Below are 17,335 nucleotides of genomic sequence, written 5' to 3' on the forward strand. Positions count from 1 at the left end.
CGGCTAGGCGCGCGCGGTGCGCAGCGTGGCGCCGCTGGCCGACCTGGCCACCCACAAGGCCAGCATGGCCGCCACGCCGAAGCCCGTGGCCGCTCCGAACCATGGCCCGCGCACCAGGCCGGCGTCAAGCATCAGGCCGAATCCCGCCGGCGCAAGCGAGGAGCCGACATCCATGCCGGAATAGACCAGGCCATACACTGTGCCTGTCGCGCCCTTGGGCGTGACGCGCCGGATCAGCATATCGCGCGATGGCGCCGATACGCCCGAACAAAAGCCGGCCAGCGCCACCAGGACGACAGCAAAGGATGGCGGCACCGCGCCGTAGGCCAGCACCACCAGCAGGAGCCCCGCCATGACCAGCGAAACCGCCACCGTGCGTTCGGTATTGGGCGTGGCGCCGACCAGGAAGCCTCCCGCCAGCATGCCCAGGGCCGCCGCGACCATATAGGCCGACAAGGTCGTTCCGGCGAGGATCTTGTCGATGCCGTAGACCTCGCCCAGCATGGGTATGGTGTAGTTCTGCACGGCCGACAAGGCCATGGAGGTGAATGCAAAAAACAGGAAGGCGCCCCACAGGGAGGGCTGGGCCAGCAAGGTGACCAGGGTCTGCATGGCCGTCTGGTTGGCCAGGTCGGCCTGCCCGGCGCCCGGGGCGGCAGCGGGGCCGTCATCGGCGGCGAGCGCTTGCACCTGGTTCTTGCCGGCCAGCAGGCCGCGGCCGAGCCAGGTGAGCAGCAAGACCACCGCCACCAGGGCGGCGGCGGAAAACGCCGCGACACGCCAATTCGACAGATAGATGATGGTCGCCATGAATACCGGGGTCAGCGCCCACCCCAGGTTGCCGGTCAAGCCGTGGGTGCTGAAGGCATGGCCCAGCCGGCGCGCGCTTACCCTGTGGTTGAGTATGGAATAATCCACCGGATGGAAAATCGAATTGCCTATGCCGCCGATCACCGCGGCCAGAAGCAGCATCAGGTAGCCGTTGGAGACGGCGATCAATATGCCGGACAGCACAAAGCATGTCAGGCCGAAGCGCAGCACCGGCGCGGGTCCGATGCGATCGACCACGAAGCCCGACGAGGCCTGCCCCAGGCATGAAACCAGGAAGAAGGCCGACGCCAGCAAGCCCAGCTTGACGAAATCATAGCCATATTCATGGGCCAGCGAGAGATACAGCGTGGGCAGCACCAGTTGAAAGAAGTGCGAGCTGGCATGCACCGCGCCCACCAGGCTGATGATCAGCCAGTCTTTGCGCTTCAGGTCGGAGTCGTCGGGGAGAGGGTCGAGGGTTGCGGAACTCATGCGTAAGCCTTCTTGTATAAACCGAGATCATTGCCGGCTTGCGCCGTGGCGCGGGCTAAGCCGAGCTGCCGCCCTTGTCGCGGATTTCCGGCCAGGCCCGGCGCAGGTAATAGCACATGGACCATACGGTCAGGATGGCCGCCACCACGATAAGCACCTGCCCCACCATCCTGGTGGACACCCCATACAGCGGCTGCCAGTAAAGCAGGCAGGGAATGGCCACCATCTGGGCGACTGTCTTGAACTTGCCCAGCCGGTGCACGGCCACGCTGCCGCTCGCGCCTATTTTAGCCATCCATTCGCGCAATGCCGATATGGTGATTTCCCGTCCGATGATGACCAGGGCGATGAATGAATCCACGCGGTTCAGGTCGAGCAGGATGAGCAAGGCGGCGCATACCATCAGCTTGTCGGCCACCGGGTCCAGGAAGGCGCCGAAGGACGAGGTCTGGTTCCAGCGCCGCGCCAGCCAGCCATCGAACCAGTCGGTCAGGGCGGCGATGATGAAGGCGAGCGCGCCGACCATATCGCGCACCGGCAGGGGTATCCAGTCGGACGGAATATAGAAAAGCCCCACGATCAGTGGGATCATGGCTATGCGCAGCCAAGTCAGGGCGATAGGTAAATTGAAAGGCATAGGTTGAATACTACCTTATCGCAGCGCTTGATAGATACGTTCGGCCAGATCCGCCGAAATCCCGTCCACCGAGCGCAAGTCGTCGACACTGGCGTCCACCACGCCCGAAAAGCCCCCGAAACGCGCCAGCAGCTTCTGGCGGCGCCTGGCGCCCACGCCCTCGATTTCTTCCAGGCGCGACACGTTGCGCGCCTTGGCGCGCTGGGCGCGCATGCCGGTAATGGCGAAGCGGTGCGCCTCGTCGCGGATCTGCGCCACCAGCATCAGCGCCGCCGATTCGATGCCCAGGGCCACGGGTTCGCGCCCGTCGGCAAACACCAGCGTCTCCAGGCCGACCTTGCGCCCTTCGCCCTTGGATACACCCACTATCGTGCGCGTATCCAGGCCCAGCTCCACAAAGACCTGGCGCGCGATTTCGACCTGGCCCTTGCCGCCGTCGATCAGCACGATATCAGGCATGTCCGCCTGCCCATCGGCCACGCGGCTGAAGCGGCGCGTCAGCACCTGGCGCATGGCCGCGTAGTCGTCCCCCGGGGTGATCCCGGCGATGTTGTAGCGGCGGTACAGGGACGGCTGCATGTCGTGGTGCCGGTACACGACGCAGGAAGCCTGCGTCGCTTCGCCGGCGGTATGGCTGATGTCGAAGCATTCGATATGCAGGACGTCCAATGCCGCCTCGTCGGTGTCCAGTTCGAGCGCCGAGGCCAGGGCCAGGGTGCGCGCGGCGCGCGCGCTGGACTCGGTCAACAGGCGCGCCAGCGCCAGTTCGGCATTCTTCATGGCCTGCTCCAGCCAGGTCTTGCGTATGCCTTGGGGCTTGATGATCATGCGCGCCTTGACGCCCGCCTGCCCGGCCACCAGCGCGACGAGATCCGGGTCGGGCAAGGGATGTGAACACACCAGCACCGCCGGCATGATGCTTTCGACATAGTGCTGGCCCACGAAGGCGGCCAGCACATCGCCGGGGCTGTCGTCGTTCGTGTGCGAAGGAAAGAAAGGCTTGTCGCCCAGATGCCGGCCGCCGCGGACCATGGCGAGATTCACGCACACGCGCCCGCCCGCCGACGCCAGCGCAATGACATCGACATCGTCGTTGCCGACTTTTTCCATGGACTGCTGCTGCAAGACCTTGGCCAGGGACCCCATCTGGTCGCGCAGCACGGCGGCCTGCTCGAAGTCCAGCGCCTCGGACGCCTTGCGCATGCGCGCCTCGATATCATGCATGACCTCCTTGGCGTGGCCGTCCAGGAACTGCACGGCGCGCTCGACATCGGCCTGGTAGTCCGCGGGGGAGATCAGGTTCACGCAAGGCGCGGAACAGCGTCCGATTTGATACAGCAGGCAGGGCCGCGAGCGATTGGCGAACACGCTGTCCTCGCAGGTGCGCAGGCGGAATACGCGCTGCAGGATCTGTATGGTTTCGCGCACCGCCCAGGCATTGGGATAAGGCCCGAAAAACCGCCCCTTGCCGCTGGTGCTGCCGCGATAGTAGGCAATGCGCGGCGCGGCATGGGCGCTGAGCATGAGGTAGGGATAGGACTTGTCATCGCGGAACAGAATGTTGTAGCGAGGCTTCAGGCGCTTGATGAGGTTGTTCTCGAGCAGCAAGGCCTCGGCTTCCGAACGCGTGACCGTGACCTCCAGCCGCACGACCCGCGCCACCATATGGGCGATGCGCGGGCTGTCGGGCGTTTTCTGGAAGTAGGAATTCACGCGCTTTTTCAGATCGCGCGCCTTGCCTACGTACAGCACCTCCCCTTGCGCATCGATATGCCGGTATACCCCGGGCAGATGCGGCAGGTCAGCCAGAAACGATTTGAGATTGAAGTCGTCTGGCATATTGGTAGCGTTCATCGGCTTGCAGGGTTTCCCAGTCGCAGGCGGGCTTTTGCGGCATCAGCCGCCGGATGCGCTGGATGGATTCGGGGCTGGACTCGGCCTGCAGGCGGGCCAGCAGGTCGTCGGCCAGATCGGGGCGGTTGCATACCAGCACCATGTCGCAGCCGGCCCCCAGGGCGGCCTGGGCGCGGGCCAGGATATCGCCCGCCACGGTGGCCCCTTCCATGGTCAGGTCGTCCGAGAACACGACGCCGCCGTAGCCCAGGTCCTGGCGCAAGACCTTGCCTATCCAGTGGCGCGAAAAGCCGGCCGGATGCGGATCCACCTTGGGGTAGATCACATGGGCAGGCATCACCGAAGGCAGCACCATGTCGCCCAGCCAGGCGTACGGCGCGGCGTCCTCCTGCATGATGTCCTCGAAACTGCGCTGGTCGACGGGAATTTCGTGGTGCGAATCGGCCTCGACGGCGCCATGGCCCGGGAAATGCTTGCCGCAGGCCGCCATATCGGCCAGCATCAGCCCTTGTATCAGCGCCCGGGCCAGCATGGTGACCACCCGCGGGTCGCGGTGAAAGGCGCGATTGCCTATGACCTTGCTGACGCCGTAATCCAGGTCCAGCACGGGCGTGAAGCTCAGGTCCACGCCGCAGGCGCGCAGTTCGGCCCCCAGCACATAGCCGGTCTCCGAGGCCAGGCGCATGGCTGCCAGCGAGTCTTCCGACCATAATTCGCCGAATACGCTCATGGCCGGGATTTCGGTGAAGCCGTCGGTGCGAAAGCGCTGCACCCGGCCTCCTTCGTGATCGACCGCGATCAGCAGCGGTTCATCGCGCTCGGCATGGATGGCGCGGCACAGGTCCGCCAATTGTTCGCGATGGTCGAAATTGCGGGCGAACAGGATCACCCCGCCCACCAGCGGATTACGCAGGCGGGCGCGTTCGTGATCGGTCAGCGCCGTGCCTTGCACATCCACCATCACCGGTCCAGGCGGCAGGCTTGCACGCGTCTTCTGGGCTGTCATACTGTTTTATCCGTTTGATCCTGAAGGGAGGGAAGCGTTTCTATCATGACGAAGGCCACGACGGTATCGCTTTCATCCGTAATTGAAACATGCGCCGCGCCAAAGCGCTGGCGATACCAGCCGGCCAGCGGCTCGGACAGCTGGACCAGCGGCTTGCCGCTGGCTTCGTTGAGCGTCTGCATGCGCGGCCACGACATGGGGCTGTGCATGCCCAGGCCTATGGCCTTGGAAAAGGCTTCCTTGGCGGCGAAGCGCGTAGCCAGGAAACGGATGCCGCGCTGCGGATCGCGCTGGTATCTACGCTGGAATTTTTCGATTTCCTGGGGGCCGAGGATGCGCTCCACGAATTTCCGCCCGTGGCGGGCATAGACCTGCGCTATGCGGTCGACCCGCAACAGATCCACGCCTATGCCGGCGACCTTGCCTTTTCCTGCCTGCGCGATCATTTACCCATCCGGTGGTTCATCCTTGCGCCGCGCCAGCCGTGGCGCGGTCCGAATTATGGAATGATACCTTGTGGGGGGTATGAAAAAAAACGGCCCGGCTTTACTACCTTTGCCGCTTGTCGACGACGCGGCGGGCCTTGCCGGTGAGGGTGCGCTCCACCAGGCCGGAGGTTTGCACCGTAACGCGCGCCGAAACGCCGATATAGGTCTTGACCGCATGCTGGAGCTTGACGGCCAGGACATCGCGGTCGGCGACGCTCAGGTGATCGAACTCGGAGCGCACTTCGGTGAGGATCTCGAGCTCGTCCAAGTTGCCGCTGCGCGTCAGCACCAACTGATATTGCGCCGCCAGCTCGGGAATCCGCAACACGACTTCCTCGACCTGGGTCGGGAACAGGTTGACGCCGCGCACGATCAGCATGTCGTCGCTGCGGCCGGTGATCTTGCCGATGCGGCGCATGCTGCGCGATGTCGGGGGCAGCAGGCAGGTAAGGTCGCGCGTGCGGTAGCGTATGACCGGCATGGCTTCCTTGGTGAGCGAGGTGAACACCAGTTCGCCCGACTCGCCGTCGGCCACGGGCTCGCCGGTATCGGGATTGATGATTTCAGGGTAGAAATGATCCTCCCAGACCACGGGACCGTCTTTGGATTCGACGCATTCCATGGCGACCCCGGGTCCCATGACCTCGGACAAGCCATAGATATCCAGCGCGTCGATGCCGGCGCGCTGTTCGATATCGTCGCGCATCCTGGCCGTCCAGGGCTCGGCGCCGAAGATGCCTATGCGCAGCGAACTGTCGCGCGGGTCCAGCCCCGCGCGCTCCATTTCCTCCAGGATATTGCAGAAATACGAGGGCGTGACCATGATGATGGCGGGCTGGAAGTCCTGGATCAGCTGGACTTGCTTCTCGGTTTGCCCGCCCGACATCGGCACCACCGAACAGCCCAGTTTCTCGGCGCCGTAGTGCGCGCCCAGTCCGCCGGTGAACAGCCCGTAGCCGTAGGCGATATGGGCGATATCGCCGGGGCGGCCGCCCGCCGCCCATATCGAGCGCGCCACCAGGTCGGCCCAGGTATCGATGTCCCTGGCCGTATAGCCCACCACGGTCGGCTTGCCGGTCGTGCCGCTGGAGGCGTGAATCCGCATGACTTGTTCGCGCGGCACGGCAAACATCTTGAACGGGTAGTTCTCGCGCAAGTCCTGCTTGGTGGTGAACGGAAAGCGGGCAATGTCGGACAGCTGCTTCAAGTCGTCCGGATGGACGCCCGCCGCATCGAAGGCTTTCCTGTAATGCGGCACGTTTTCATAGGCGTGCGCCAGCGACCACTTCATGCGCTCGAGCTGCAAGGCCCGCAGTTCATCCTGGCTGGCATGCTCGATGGCCTCGCGCCCGGCATTCGACGTTTTCGATTCTGACATGTCTGACTCCACCCTTGCTTCATTATGGTCAACTACATTAATCGCCTACAACCTGGCCTTTTATCCGGTATGAACGGCCGCGGAAGACGGCGATGCGCTTGCCGTCCTGGTTGCTGACATGGACGTCGTACACGCCGGTGCGCCCGGCCAGCGAATACTCCGCCGCCCGCGCCGTCAGCACATCGCCTTCGAATCCGGGCGCCAGGTAGTCGATGGCGCAGCCAGACGCCACCGTGGCCATGTTGCGGGAATTGCAGGCGAACGCGAAAGTGCTGTCGGCCAGGGCGAAAATGAAGCCGCCATGGCAGGTTTTATGGCCATTGAGCATATCGGCGCGCACCGTCATGGCCATGCTGGCCTGGCCTGGCGCAACGGACAGCAGCCGCATGCCCAGCGCCTGCGTGGCGGCATCGTTGTCGTACATGGTTCTTGCCGCGAGCTCGGCCAGTTCCTGGGGATCGCCGGGCAATTCGAACGGCGCCGCGCCGCGCGCCGATGGCGGGGAATTCATTACTGTCCTTTGAAAACGGGCGGGCGCTTGCCCAGGAAAGCCGCCACGCCTTCGGCGTAGTCCGCGCTGGCGCCCAGCTCGCGCATCAGGTCGCGCTCCAGGTCCAATTGCTCGTCCAGCGAATTGCCCAGGCTCAGGTTCAGGGCGCGCTTGGTGTAGGCCAGGCCTTTGGTGGGGGCCTGGGCGAAGTGCAGCGCCAGTTCTTCGAGGCGGGCATCGAACTGGTCATCGGCGACGCATTGCCAGATCAAGCCCCATTGCGCGGCCTGCTCGGCGCTCAGCTTATCGCCCAGCAAGGCAAGCCCCATGGCGCGCGCCTGCCCCACCAGGCGCGGCAGCGCATAGGTGCCGCCGGTGTCGGGCAGCAGGCCCAGTCGGCAAAACGGCTGAATGAAACTGGCCGACTGCCTGGCAATGACGATATCGCCGGCCAAGGCCAGGTTGGCGCCCGCGCCCGCGGCTACGCCATTGACCCCCACCACCACCGGCATGGGCAGGGCGCGCAGGCGGCGCACCAGGGGCGCATAATATTTTTCTATGGTGGCGCCCAGGTCGACAGGCGCCGACCCCGCGCTCATCTGGCGTTCGGACAAATCCTGGCCGGCGCAAAAACCGCGCCCCTTGCCCGACAAGACGAGGACGCGCGCCCCGCGGGTTTCGACCTGGGCCAGCGCATCCGCCAGTTCCCCGTGCATGGCCGCCGTAAAGCTGTTGAGCTTGTCGGGGCGGTTCAAGGTAATGCGCGCGATGGCGTCCGCCAGTTCGAATTCGATGTTCTCGTAGCTCATTGTGTCCCTTTATGTTTATGGTGTTTTATCAGGCGTGCCAGCGCGTTTGCACGACGCGGTAGCGGTTGGCCACATAAGCCGAATCGGAAAGCGACGCATTGGCCGCCGGGTTGGCGCCGGTGCCGTGGAAATCGCTGAATGCCGCCGTCTGGTTGACGAATACCGGCCCGGCCAGGTTCAGCGACAAGGATACGCCGGCGCGCTCGGCGGCTTTTTGCACTGCCCCGGCCACCGCCTCGTCGGTGGTATAGGCCGAGAGGGACAAGGCGCCATGATCGATGACGGTTTGCCGGGCGAGTTCGATGCTGTGCCCGGTGGAATCGGTTGCCACCACGAATACGATGGGGCCGAACCATTCGCGCAAGATCGCCGGGTTGTCGGCATCGGCCTTGAGCATCAGGGGCGTGCGCACCGTGGCGCCTTCGAACTGCGGATGCGCCAGGCTGCGGCTGTCGCTGAGCACCGGCAAGCCCAGCGCCCTGGCCTCTTCGATGCGCCGCAGGGTCGCGGCATTCTGGATCGCGCCGGTGACTTCGACCGCCTTCGCGGGATCGGCCGTCAGCTTTTCGATGGCCAGCGCCAGGCCGGCCGCCACTTCGTCGAAGCCCAGCCGCCCCTCGGCCGTCCTGATGCCGTCGCGCGGGATATATACATTCTGCGGCGCCGTGCACATCTGGCCCGAATACAAGGCAAAGGAAAAAGCCAGGTTGCGGGCCACGCTCTTGAAGTCATCCACCGAATCGATAATGACCTGGTTCACGCCGGCCTTCTCGGTATACACCTGGGCCTGGCGGGCGTGGTCTTCAAGCCACTGGCCGTTGGCGCTGCTGCCGGTGAAGTCGATCAGCTTGACCGCGGGGCTCAAGGCCAGCGCCTGAGCGGTGTCGTCGCTGGCGCTGTGGGCCGCCAGTTGCACGACATTGGCATCGAAGCCCGCCTCGGCCAGCACGTCGCGCGCGATGCCGACGGTAATCGCCAAGGGCAGGATGGCGGCCGGATGGGGCTTGACGATCAGCGTATTGCCGGTCGCCAGGCTGGCAAAGAGCCCCGGATAAGCATTCCAGGTGGGGAAGGTGGAGCAGCCGATGACCAGGCTGACGCCGCGCGGAATGATAGTGAACTGCTTCTGCATTTTGATGGGGTCCTGCTTGCCTTGCGGCTTCTCCCAGGACACCAGCTCCGGGATGCGTGCCATTTCCTGCCAGGCATACGCCACCGCTTCCACGCCGCGGTCTTGCGCATGGGGGCCGCCCGCCTGGAAAGCCATCATGAAGCCCTGCCCCGTGGTGTGCTGCACCGCATAGGCCATTTCGAAGCTGCGCTGGTTCAGGCGCTTGAGGATTTCCAGCGCCACGCCCACCCAGGCGCGCGGGCCCGCCTCGCGCCAGGAATCGAGCGCCTTTTCGGACTGCCCGATCAGCGCTTGCGCCGGAACTTGCGGATAGCGGATATTCAGCTCCAGGCCGAAAGGCGACACCTCGCCGCCGACGCTGCCCGCGGCGCCATCCTGGCGCAAAGGAAAATCCCCGCCCCGATAAGCCTCGAAGGCGGCGCGCCCATCGTCATTGGCGGTTTCGCCATAGGCGCGCGGGCTGGGCGATTCCGAAAACGGGCTCCAGTAGCCGCGCGCCGACGCGGCGGCTACCGCCTGTTCGAGCATTTGCTGATGCGTATTGAAGAAATCGGTGGACACTGGGCTTACTCCTGTTGATTATTGGATCAGGTTTCCTGGTCGAAATCGATGACCAGCCGGTCCGTTACCGGAAAACTCTGGCAGCATAAAACAAAGCCGCGCGCCACTTCATAGTCTTCGAGCGCAAAATTGGCATCCATGTCGACTTCGCCTTCGATCACCTTGCAGCGGCAGCTGGAACAGACGCCGCCCTTGCAGGAATAAGGCAGTTCGATGCCCTGCGCCAGGGCCGAATCCAGCAGGCTGTCCCGATTCTTTTCTATGGTCAGCGTGCGCGTGACGCCGTCCTGTATGACGGTGACTTCGCACAGCGCCTTGCCGGGCGCCTTGGGCGCGTCCTGGCCGGTGCGCAGGGCGCGCGGACCCTTGGGCGAGCCGAACAGCTCGAATTTGATGCGCGATTTATCCAGGCCCTTGGCGGCCAGCGCCTGCGTGACCGACTCCGTCATGTCCTGCGGACCGCAGACAAAGGCGTAATCGATCAGCGCCGGGTCCATCCACAGGCTGAGCAGCTGCTCGACCTTGGGACCGTCCAGGCGGCCGTTGAACAGCTCGATGTCCTGATGCTCGCGGCTCATCACATAGACCAGGGAAAACCGCGTCATGTAGCGGTTCTTGAGGTCTTCGATTTCTTCGCGGAACAGCACGGCCGACGAGGCGCGGTTGCCGAAGAACAAGGTGAAGCTGCTGCCGGGCTCGGTATCGAGCGCCGTCTTGATCAGGGACAGGATGGGCGTGATGCCGCTGCCCACCGCGAAGGCCGCGTAGCGATGCGCGTTGCCGGGCGAAAACTCGATGGTGAAATTGCCGTCGGGAGGCATCACGTCTATGACCTGGCCCGCCTGCAGATGCTGGTTGGCCCAGCTGGAAAAGGCGCCGTCATTCATGCGCTTGATGGCCACGCGCAGTTGCCTGTCGCCGGGAGCCGCGCAAATCGAATAGGAGCGGCGCAGCTCTTCGCCGTCGACCGTGGCGCGCAGCGTCAGGTATTGCCCGGGGCGGAAGGAAAACTTGTCGTCCAGGCCGCCGGGTACGTCGAACGTCACCACCACCGCGTCGCGCGTATTTTTGGCGACCGAAGCCACTCTCAATGAATAGAAGGAATTCATCAGTGCGCCTTGAAGTAGTCGAAGGGTTCGCGGCAATCGCTGCAGCGATACAGGGCTTTGCAGGAGGTCGAGCCGAAATGGCTGATCAGGCGGGTATGGCTGGAACCGCACAAGGGGCAAGGCACCACCACGCCCGCGGCGCGCCGCGTGATGCCCGAAACATCGATGGCTTTTTCGCCGGGCGGCGCAATGCCAAAGCCGCGCAGCGCCTCATGGCCCTTGGGCGTCATCCAGTCGGTGGTCCAGGCCGGCGCGAGCCGGGTTTCGATTCGCACCTGCTCGATGCCGTGCGCCAGCAGGGTGTTTTTTATATCGGCGGAAATTTCCTGCATGGCCGGGCATCCCGAATAAGTGGGCGTGATGGTGACCACACAGGCCCGGCCGTCCCACGCGACATCGCGGATCAGGCCCAGGTCGACCACGGACAGCACCGGAATTTCCGGGTCGGGGACCTGGCTCAGCCAATGCATGACCTCGTCGATGGTGTAGGGGCTTGCGCTGACGTTCACCACGCCGCTCCCGGATAGGCGCGCTGCAGATGCTGCATCTCGGCGAGGATGTAGCCGAGCGCCTCGGTATGGCGGCCGCTGGTCCCGCCGCGATAGGCGGGATGATTGGCGCCGTCGGCGTCGGGCGCCCGCAGCGTCGCCTCCTGCAGCGTCGAGCGCACATGCTCGAACCAGGCGGGCCACAGCTGCGAGTGGCGGGGAGCCGCCCTGCGATCAGCCATGGCCGCGACGATTTCGTCGTCGGCGAACAGTTCGCCGGCGAAACGCCAGGCGTCGTCGACGGCTTCCTGCATTCTGGCGTGGCTTTCGGCCGTGCCATCGCCCAGGCGCACAATAATATCCGACGAGCGGCGCACGTGGTACCCCACTTCCTTGAGGGACTTTCCGGCTATCGCCGCCACCCGCTCGTCGGACGACGAACAGAGTTCCTTGAGCAGAAAATAATGCCAGACATCGAACAGGAACTGGCGAGCGATGATGTCGCCGTAATGGCCATTGGGCCGCTCCACCAGCAGGTAGTTGCGGAATTCCGGAGCGTCGCGCAAATAGGCAAGCTGGTCCTCGTCGCGCGACCGGCCCTCGACTTCGCCCGCCAGCGTCAGCCACCGGCGCGACTGGCCCAGCAGGTCGAGCGCCACATTGGTCATGGCGAGGTCTTCCTCGAGCGCCGGGCCATGGCCCGTCAGCTCGGACAAGCGGTGCGAAAGTATCAGCGTCGTATCGCCCAGGCGCAGCAGATACTGGAACAAGGCATGATCCATGGCAGCTCCTACATGTGCTTGATTTCGTCGGGCATGGGAAAGAAGGTCGGGTGGCGATAAACCTTGCTGTTGGCCGGCTCGAACAGCGGCTCCTTGTCGCCCGGGCTGCTGGCGGCCACGTCGGCCGCCTTGACGACCCAGATGCTCAGCCCTTCATTGCGGCGCGTGTAGACATCGCGCGCATTGTTGATGGCCATTTCCGCATCGGGCGCGTGCAGGCTGCCTACGTGCTTGTGGGCCAGGCCGTGCTGGCTGCGTATGAAGACTTCCCAGAGGGGCCATCCGTTTTGGCTCATTTTCGTATCCCCGGCGCCGCTGACGGCGCGCCTTGCGGTCAATAAACAATCGTCAGGCGGCGGCCCGCTTGCGGGCCTGCTTGTCGGCGTAGGCGGAAAAAGCCTCCCGCACCCAGGCGCCCTCTTCGTGGGCGCTGACGCGCGCCCACAGACGTTCGCGGTTGCAGGGCCCATGGCCCTTGATCACGGCATAAAACTCGGGCCAGTCGATTTCGCCGAAGTCGTAATGGCCGCGTTCCTCGTTCCACTTCAAGTCGGGATCGGGCACCTTCAGGCCCAGGTATTCGGCCTGCGGCACGGTCTGGTCCACCATTTTCTGGCGCAGCTCATCATTGCTGAACAACTTGATGCGCCATTGCATGGATTGCGCGCTGTTGGGGGAGTCGGCGTCCGACGGGCCGAACATCATCAGCGCCGGCCACCACCAGCGGTTGAAGGCTTCCTGGCACATGTCTTTCTGAGCCGGCGTGCCGTGCAGGCACATTTGCATGAGCAGGTCATAGCCCTGGCGCTGGTGGAACGATTCTTCCTTGCAGACGCGCACCATGGCGCGCGCATAAGGGCCGTAGGAACAGCGGCAAAGCGGAATCTGGTTGATGATGGCCGACCCGTCGACCAGCCAGCCTATCATGCCGATGTCCGCCCAGGTCAGTGTGGGATAGTTGAAAATGCTGGAGTATTTGGCCTTGCCCGCATGCAGGTCGTCGACCAGATCATCGCGGGAGACTCCCAGGGTTTCGGCGGCGCTGTACAAATACAAGCCATGGCCGGCTTCGTCCTGCACCTTGGCCAGCAGGATGGCCTTGCGCTTGAGCGACGGCGCCCGGGTGATCCAATTGCCCTCGGGCAGCATGCCGACGATTTCCGAATGCGCGTGCTGTGAAATCTGGCGCACCAGCGTCTTGCGGTAGGCCTCGGGCATCCAGTCCTTGGGCTCGATCCGGATGCCGTCATCGATGCGCTGCTGGAACGCCAGCTCTGGCCCTGTCAGCTGATCGACGGAACGAACGCTTTTAACCCCGGTTTCCACGAGCTGGGCATACATGGCAGTCTCCTAGTAATCTTGCACAAGCTTTATGTCTTCATTATTTAATACAAAAATATTGATGTCAATTATATTTTAGTATCAAATAAGCCGGTGGCAGCTTCGTATAAGATGGCTGTTCAGTCCATGGATACCCTTAGTCATGCAAGACTCGCAAAGCACGCTGCAGCGCCTGATCCATTCCCTGCTCGAACGCGACCCGCCGCGGGCCAAGTCCCTGTGCGTCACCCTGCTGGGCGACGCCATCGGCCCGCACGGAGGCAGCATATGGCTGAGCGACCTGATCGAACTGGTGACGCCCCTGGGCATCAACGAAAGACTGCTGCGCACCAGCGTTTTTCGGCTGGTGGCGCAGGATTGGCTGCAATCCGAGCGCCATGGGCGCCGCAGCCTTTATCGCTTGAGCGAACAGGGCGAGGAACTCACCCGGCAGGCGTCGAGCCGCATCTACGAAGGCTCCCCGGCGCAATGGGAAGGCGACTGGACGCTGGTGATCCTGCCGCGCTTTGGCAACGGCAGCCTGAGCAAGCGCGGCGAAGTCCGGCGCGAACTGATCTGGGCCGGCTTTGGCGCCATTGCCCCCGGCATCTTCGCCCTGCCCCGCGACCATGCCGGCGTCGCCCGGAAAGTGCTCGGCAAATTGAAGCTGTCGGACAACGCCCTGGTGCTCAGCGCCCAGGAAATGAACCAGGGCAATGGCCTGGTCATCAGTTCGCTGATTTCGCAATGCTGGGACCTGGACGGCGTGGCGCGCCAGTACCGGGAATTTTCGGATACATTCGGCCCCATGCTCCGGGCCGTCAACGAAGACATACGCCCTTCGCAGGCCTTTGCGGTGCGCGCCCTGACCATACACGAATGGCGCCGCATCGTTTTGCATGACCCGCAGCTGCCCAGCCAGATGCTGCCCATACAATGGCCCGGCCATGCGGCCCGGGAGCTATGCGGTGAACTGTACTGGGCGGTATTCGACCTGGCCGAGCAGCATTTGAACCAGCTGCTGGACCAGGACTCCGCCCGCTACCAGGCGGCCAAGCCCTATGTGTACAAGCGCTTCGGAGGCCGGCCGCGGCGGGCCGGCAAGCAAGCCGCGGCCTAGCCCGGCCTACAGCTTGATGAAATGCTCGCGATAATGCTTGAGCTCTTCGATCGATTCGTAGATGTCGGCCAAGGCTTCGTGCCGGCTTTTCTTGACGAAGCTTCGGTAGACCTCGGGCTTCCAGCGCAAGGAAAGTTCTTTCAGGGTGCTGACATCGAGATTGCGGTAATGGAAAAACGCCTCGAGCCGCGGCATGTACTTGACCATGAAGCGGCGGTCCTGCCCTATGGTATTGCCGCACATCGGCGATTTGCCGGCGGGCACGTACTGGGCGAGGAAATCCAGCAATTGCTCTTCGGCCTGCGCTTCGGTCAGCGTGGACGCCTTGACCTTGTCGATCAGGCCGCTTTTGCCGTGCGTCGACTGATTCCATTTGTCCATGGCGTCGAGCAATTCATCGCTCTGGTGTATAACGAGCACTGGACCTTCAGCGACAAAGGTCAGGTCAGGCTCGGTAATAACCACCGCCACTTCGATAATCCGCTCCTTTTCAGGATCCAGGCCGGTCATTTCCATATCTAGCCACACCAAACGCTGTTCGTTTACCGCCATATAATCCTTCCTTAAAACACAGATTCTCGCATACTGGCGCTTCTTATGTTCACCTTGGCATTTATTGTCTTCTTACTGTCCGATGTCGCGTTGCGGCTCTGGCTGGCATCGCGCCAGATTCGCCATGTGCGGCGGCACCGCGCGGAGGTGCCCGCCGAGTTCTCCGACCGCATAGGGCTGTACAGCCATCAGCGCGCGGCCGACTACACGGCGGCCAAGATGCGGATCTCCATGGTCGAACGGGTCGTCGAAGCAGCCGTGCTGGTGGCGTTCACCCTGCTGGGCGGCTTGCAATTTCTCGATCTGCGGCTGGGCTACCTGATAGAAAACGAAATGCTGCGCCAGCTGGCCCTGATAGGCGCCGTACTGGCCCTGCTGGGCGTCGTGGGCCTGCCTTTTTCGATATGGAAAAAATTCAAGCTGGAGGCCCGCTTCGGCTTCAACCGCATGACGCCCAAATTGTTCGTGCTGGACGCCCTGAAGACCTTGTTCCTGACGCTGCTCCTGGGCACGCCCCTGGTGGCCTGCGTCTTGTGGATCATGGCCAATGCCGGCGCCAATTGGGTCTGGTGGGCATGGGGCACATGGGTGGCCTTCAACTTGCTGATCCTTTGGCTCTTCCCCACCGTGATTGCGCCGTTTTTCAACAAATTCACGCCATTGAACAATCCGGAAATGGCGGACCGCATCCACCGCCTGGCGCAGCGTTGCGGGTTTTCGCTGGGAGGCTTGTTCGTGATGGACGGCTCGAAGCGATCGGCCCACGGCAATGCCTATTTCACCGGCTTCGGCAAAGCGCGGCGCATCGTTTTTTTCGACACGCTGCTTTCGCGCCTGAATGTCGACGAAGTCGAAGCCGTGCTGGCGCATGAACTGGGCCACTTCAAGCACAAGCACATCCTCAAGCGCATGGTCGTCAGCTTCGGCCTGGCCCTCGTGTTCGCCTTGCTGCTGGGCTGGCTTTCGTCGCAGGTATGGTTCTATGTGCAACTGGGCGTCGTGCCGCAACTGGGCCGCCCCAACGATGCCCTGGCATTGATACTTTTCTTTCTGGTCATTCCGGTTTTCACGTTCTGGTTCACGCCTCTGGCCAGCTGGTTCTCGCGGCGCGACGAGTTCCAGGCCGACCGGTACGCGGCGCGGCAGTGTTCCGCGGATGCGCTGGTGTCTGCCCTGGTCAAGCTTTATGACGACAACGCCGCCACCCTGACGCCCGATCCGGTACACTCGGCGTTTTACGACAGTCATCCTCCCGCCGTGCTACGCATACAGAACTTGAAACATGGCTGACGCCCCCGCCCTCCAGGGCCGCATTATCGCCGCCCATGGGCGCCACTACACGGTGGAACTGCCCGACGGCAGCTTGCGCAAATGCTTTCCCCGCGGCAAGAAGGCGGGCGCGACAGTGGGCGACTATGTGGTCATCAGTCCGCAAGGCGCCGACGAAGGGTCCATAGACCGCATTCTGGAACGCCGCAATCTGCTGTACCGTTCGGACGATATGCGCACGAAACAATTCGCGGCCAATGTGGACCAGCTGCTGATAGTGGTGGCGCCGGAGCCGGCTTTTTCGGACGACCTGACCGGCCGGGCGCTGGTGGCGGCCTGGAGCGCGGGCATAGCGCCGATAGTGGTCCTGAACAAGATAGATCTCGAAAGCAGCGTGGCCGGGGCGCGCAAGCGCCTGGCGACTTTGGCGGGGCTGGACATCCATATCGTCGAGTTGAGCGCTCATGCGCCGCAAGAGATGCGCGCCGCGCTGCTGCCGCTGCTGCGCGACCGCTGCACGCTGTTGCTGGGGCAGAGCGGCATGGGGAAGTCGACGATACTGAATGCGCTGGTGCCGGACGCGAGGGCGCATACGCAGGAGCATTCGCAGGCTTTGGGGGCCGGCAAGCATACGACGACGAGCACGCATTTGTATCATCTGCCGGACCAGCCGGGCGATATCATCGATTCGCCGGGTTTTCAGGCTTTCGGTCTTTATCATTTGAGCGCGACGGATATCGAACGGGGCTTTCCCGAGTTCAAGGATGCGATCGAGCATTGCCGCTACTATAACTGTACGCACCGGCATGAGCCGGGCTGCGGGGTGCTGGCGGCGATAGAGCAAGGCGCCATCACGACGCAACGCCATGAGCTTTACAAGCGGATATTGGCGGAGAACGAGGCGCAGGGACGGTATTGATTTGATAGCCGCCGCCGACTAGGACGCCTTAGACGCCGCCGTGCTGATGGAACTGTGGTTCTTCTTTACACGCTTACCGGTTCTTGACACGCTTGCCGGTTCTTGACACGCTTGCCGGT

Annotated in this window: 18 protein-coding genes; 3 read left to right on the plus strand and 15 right to left on the minus strand. The window is 63.4% G+C overall.

The window, feature by feature from the left end:
* Positions 1 to 3: 3 nt before the first annotated feature.
* The 14 genes from BUB23_RS02185 to paaA form a co-directional block, all read right to left on the minus strand.
* Positions 4 to 1,302, minus strand: a complete 1,299-nt coding sequence (locus BUB23_RS02185) for an MFS transporter (protein WP_073101418.1) — start codon at positions 1,300 to 1,302, stop codon at positions 4 to 6.
* Positions 1,303 to 1,357: 55 nt separating this feature from the next.
* Positions 1,358 to 1,939, minus strand: coding sequence for a CDP-diacylglycerol--glycerol-3-phosphate 3-phosphatidyltransferase (pgsA, locus tag BUB23_RS02190; protein ID WP_073101419.1), 582 nt, complete (start codon positions 1,937 to 1,939; stop codon positions 1,358 to 1,360).
* Between the two features lie 15 nt (positions 1,940 to 1,954).
* Complete coding sequence (gene uvrC / locus BUB23_RS02195) at positions 1,955 to 3,778, minus strand: excinuclease ABC subunit UvrC (protein WP_073101420.1); 1,824 nt, start codon at positions 3,776 to 3,778, stop codon at positions 1,955 to 1,957.
* On the minus strand, positions 3,741 to 4,799 hold the full coding sequence (gene nagZ / locus BUB23_RS02200; protein ID WP_073101421.1) for a beta-N-acetylhexosaminidase: 1,059 nt from the start codon (positions 4,797 to 4,799) through the stop codon (positions 3,741 to 3,743). The genes uvrC and nagZ overlap by 38 nt, the downstream gene beginning before the upstream one ends.
* On the minus strand, positions 4,796 to 5,245 hold the full coding sequence (gene acpS, locus BUB23_RS02205) for a holo-ACP synthase (RefSeq protein ID WP_073101422.1): 450 nt from the start codon (positions 5,243 to 5,245) through the stop codon (positions 4,796 to 4,798). Before acpS ends, nagZ begins: the two co-directional genes overlap by 4 nt.
* Before the next feature lie 103 nt (positions 5,246 to 5,348).
* Complete coding sequence (gene paaK / locus BUB23_RS02210; protein ID WP_073101423.1) at positions 5,349 to 6,665, minus strand: phenylacetate--CoA ligase PaaK; 1,317 nt, start codon at positions 6,663 to 6,665, stop codon at positions 5,349 to 5,351.
* A gap of 37 nt (positions 6,666 to 6,702) precedes the next feature.
* Complete coding sequence (gene paaI, locus BUB23_RS02215; RefSeq protein WP_073101424.1) at positions 6,703 to 7,176, minus strand: hydroxyphenylacetyl-CoA thioesterase PaaI; 474 nt, start codon at positions 7,174 to 7,176, stop codon at positions 6,703 to 6,705.
* On the minus strand, positions 7,176 to 7,964 hold the full coding sequence (paaG, locus tag BUB23_RS02220) for a 2-(1,2-epoxy-1,2-dihydrophenyl)acetyl-CoA isomerase PaaG (RefSeq protein WP_073101425.1): 789 nt from the start codon (positions 7,962 to 7,964) through the stop codon (positions 7,176 to 7,178). The genes paaI and paaG overlap by 1 nt, the downstream gene beginning before the upstream one ends.
* A gap of 28 nt (positions 7,965 to 7,992) precedes the next feature.
* Positions 7,993 to 9,657 (minus strand): phenylacetic acid degradation protein PaaN, encoded by a 1,665-nt coding sequence (paaN, locus tag BUB23_RS02225; protein WP_073101426.1) that lies wholly within the window; start codon positions 9,655 to 9,657, stop codon positions 7,993 to 7,995.
* Positions 9,658 to 9,683: 26 nt separating this feature from the next.
* Positions 9,684 to 10,766, minus strand: coding sequence for a 1,2-phenylacetyl-CoA epoxidase subunit PaaE (gene paaE / locus BUB23_RS02230; RefSeq protein ID WP_073101427.1), 1,083 nt, complete (start codon positions 10,764 to 10,766; stop codon positions 9,684 to 9,686).
* On the minus strand, positions 10,766 to 11,236 hold the full coding sequence (gene paaD, locus BUB23_RS02235; protein ID WP_143160861.1) for a 1,2-phenylacetyl-CoA epoxidase subunit PaaD: 471 nt from the start codon (positions 11,234 to 11,236) through the stop codon (positions 10,766 to 10,768). The genes paaE and paaD overlap by 1 nt, the downstream gene beginning before the upstream one ends.
* A gap of 35 nt (positions 11,237 to 11,271) precedes the next feature.
* The gene (gene paaC, locus BUB23_RS02240) at positions 11,272 to 12,036 is read right to left on the minus strand and encodes a 1,2-phenylacetyl-CoA epoxidase subunit PaaC (RefSeq protein ID WP_073101428.1); all 765 of its coding nucleotides are present in this window, start codon (positions 12,034 to 12,036) and stop codon (positions 11,272 to 11,274) included.
* Between the two features lie 8 nt (positions 12,037 to 12,044).
* A complete protein-coding gene (paaB, locus tag BUB23_RS02245) occupies positions 12,045 to 12,332 on the minus strand; it encodes a 1,2-phenylacetyl-CoA epoxidase subunit PaaB (protein ID WP_073101429.1) in 288 nt (95 codons plus the stop codon).
* Positions 12,333 to 12,384: 52 nt separating this feature from the next.
* The gene (paaA, locus tag BUB23_RS02250) at positions 12,385 to 13,377 is read right to left on the minus strand and encodes a 1,2-phenylacetyl-CoA epoxidase subunit PaaA (protein WP_073101430.1); all 993 of its coding nucleotides are present in this window, start codon (positions 13,375 to 13,377) and stop codon (positions 12,385 to 12,387) included.
* A gap of 142 nt (positions 13,378 to 13,519) precedes the next feature.
* Here paaA and paaX point away from each other — a divergent pair, with 142 nt between their 5' ends.
* Complete coding sequence (paaX, locus tag BUB23_RS02255) at positions 13,520 to 14,476, plus strand: phenylacetic acid degradation operon negative regulatory protein PaaX (RefSeq protein ID WP_073101431.1); 957 nt, start codon at positions 13,520 to 13,522, stop codon at positions 14,474 to 14,476.
* Between the two features lie 6 nt (positions 14,477 to 14,482).
* Here paaX and orn read toward each other — a convergent pair whose 3' ends face one another.
* Positions 14,483 to 15,028 (minus strand): oligoribonuclease, encoded by a 546-nt coding sequence (gene orn / locus BUB23_RS02260; protein ID WP_073101432.1) that lies wholly within the window; start codon positions 15,026 to 15,028, stop codon positions 14,483 to 14,485.
* A 45-nt stretch (positions 15,029 to 15,073) separates the two neighbouring features.
* Here orn and BUB23_RS02265 point away from each other — a divergent pair, with 45 nt between their 5' ends.
* Both BUB23_RS02265 and rsgA read left to right on the plus strand, forming a co-directional pair.
* The gene (locus tag BUB23_RS02265) at positions 15,074 to 16,318 is read left to right on the plus strand and encodes a M48 family metallopeptidase (protein ID WP_073101433.1); all 1,245 of its coding nucleotides are present in this window, start codon (positions 15,074 to 15,076) and stop codon (positions 16,316 to 16,318) included.
* Positions 16,311 to 17,216 (plus strand): ribosome small subunit-dependent GTPase A, encoded by a 906-nt coding sequence (gene rsgA, locus BUB23_RS02270; RefSeq protein WP_073101434.1) that lies wholly within the window; start codon positions 16,311 to 16,313, stop codon positions 17,214 to 17,216. Before BUB23_RS02265 ends, rsgA begins: the two co-directional genes overlap by 8 nt.
* Positions 17,217 to 17,335 lie beyond the last annotated feature (119 nt).

The sequence above is a fragment of the Pollutimonas bauzanensis genome (genome assembly GCF_900129885.1).
GTDB lineage: Bacteria > Pseudomonadota > Gammaproteobacteria > Burkholderiales > Burkholderiaceae_B > Pollutimonas > Pollutimonas bauzanensis.

Bases quoted from the DNA above. Each gene is read 5' to 3' on its own strand.
- paaC (WP_073101428.1), bottom strand. From the start codon at position 12,036: ATGGATCATGCCTTGTTCCAGTATCTGCTGCGCCTGGGCGATACGACG.
- paaA (WP_073101430.1), bottom strand. From the start codon at position 13,377: ATGTATGCCCAGCTCGTGGAAACCGGGGTTAAAAGCGTTCGTTCCGTC.
- rsgA (WP_073101434.1), top strand. From the start codon at position 16,311: ATGGCTGACGCCCCCGCCCTCCAGGGCCGCATTATCGCCGCCCATGGG.
- paaD (WP_143160861.1), bottom strand. From the start codon at position 11,236: ATGCATTGGCTGAGCCAGGTCCCCGACCCGGAAATTCCGGTGCTGTCC.
- orn (WP_073101432.1), bottom strand. From the start codon at position 15,028: ATGGCGGTAAACGAACAGCGTTTGGTGTGGCTAGATATGGAAATGACC.
- paaI (WP_073101424.1), bottom strand. From the start codon at position 7,176: ATGAATTCCCCGCCATCGGCGCGCGGCGCGGCGCCGTTCGAATTGCCC.
- paaB (WP_073101429.1), bottom strand. From the start codon at position 12,332: ATGAGCCAAAACGGATGGCCCCTCTGGGAAGTCTTCATACGCAGCCAG.
- paaK (WP_073101423.1), bottom strand. From the start codon at position 6,665: ATGTCAGAATCGAAAACGTCGAATGCCGGGCGCGAGGCCATCGAGCAT.
- acpS (WP_073101422.1), bottom strand. From the start codon at position 5,245: ATGATCGCGCAGGCAGGAAAAGGCAAGGTCGCCGGCATAGGCGTGGAT.
- paaG (WP_073101425.1), bottom strand. From the start codon at position 7,964: ATGAGCTACGAGAACATCGAATTCGAACTGGCGGACGCCATCGCGCGC.
- pgsA (WP_073101419.1), bottom strand. From the start codon at position 1,939: ATGCCTTTCAATTTACCTATCGCCCTGACTTGGCTGCGCATAGCCATG.
- BUB23_RS02265 (WP_073101433.1), top strand. From the start codon at position 15,074: ATGTTCACCTTGGCATTTATTGTCTTCTTACTGTCCGATGTCGCGTTG.
- uvrC (WP_073101420.1), bottom strand. From the start codon at position 3,778: ATGCCAGACGACTTCAATCTCAAATCGTTTCTGGCTGACCTGCCGCAT.
- paaE (WP_073101427.1), bottom strand. From the start codon at position 10,766: ATGAATTCCTTCTATTCATTGAGAGTGGCTTCGGTCGCCAAAAATACG.
- paaX (WP_073101431.1), top strand. From the start codon at position 13,520: ATGCAAGACTCGCAAAGCACGCTGCAGCGCCTGATCCATTCCCTGCTC.
- BUB23_RS02185 (WP_073101418.1), bottom strand. From the start codon at position 1,302: ATGAGTTCCGCAACCCTCGACCCTCTCCCCGACGACTCCGACCTGAAG.
- nagZ (WP_073101421.1), bottom strand. From the start codon at position 4,799: ATGACAGCCCAGAAGACGCGTGCAAGCCTGCCGCCTGGACCGGTGATG.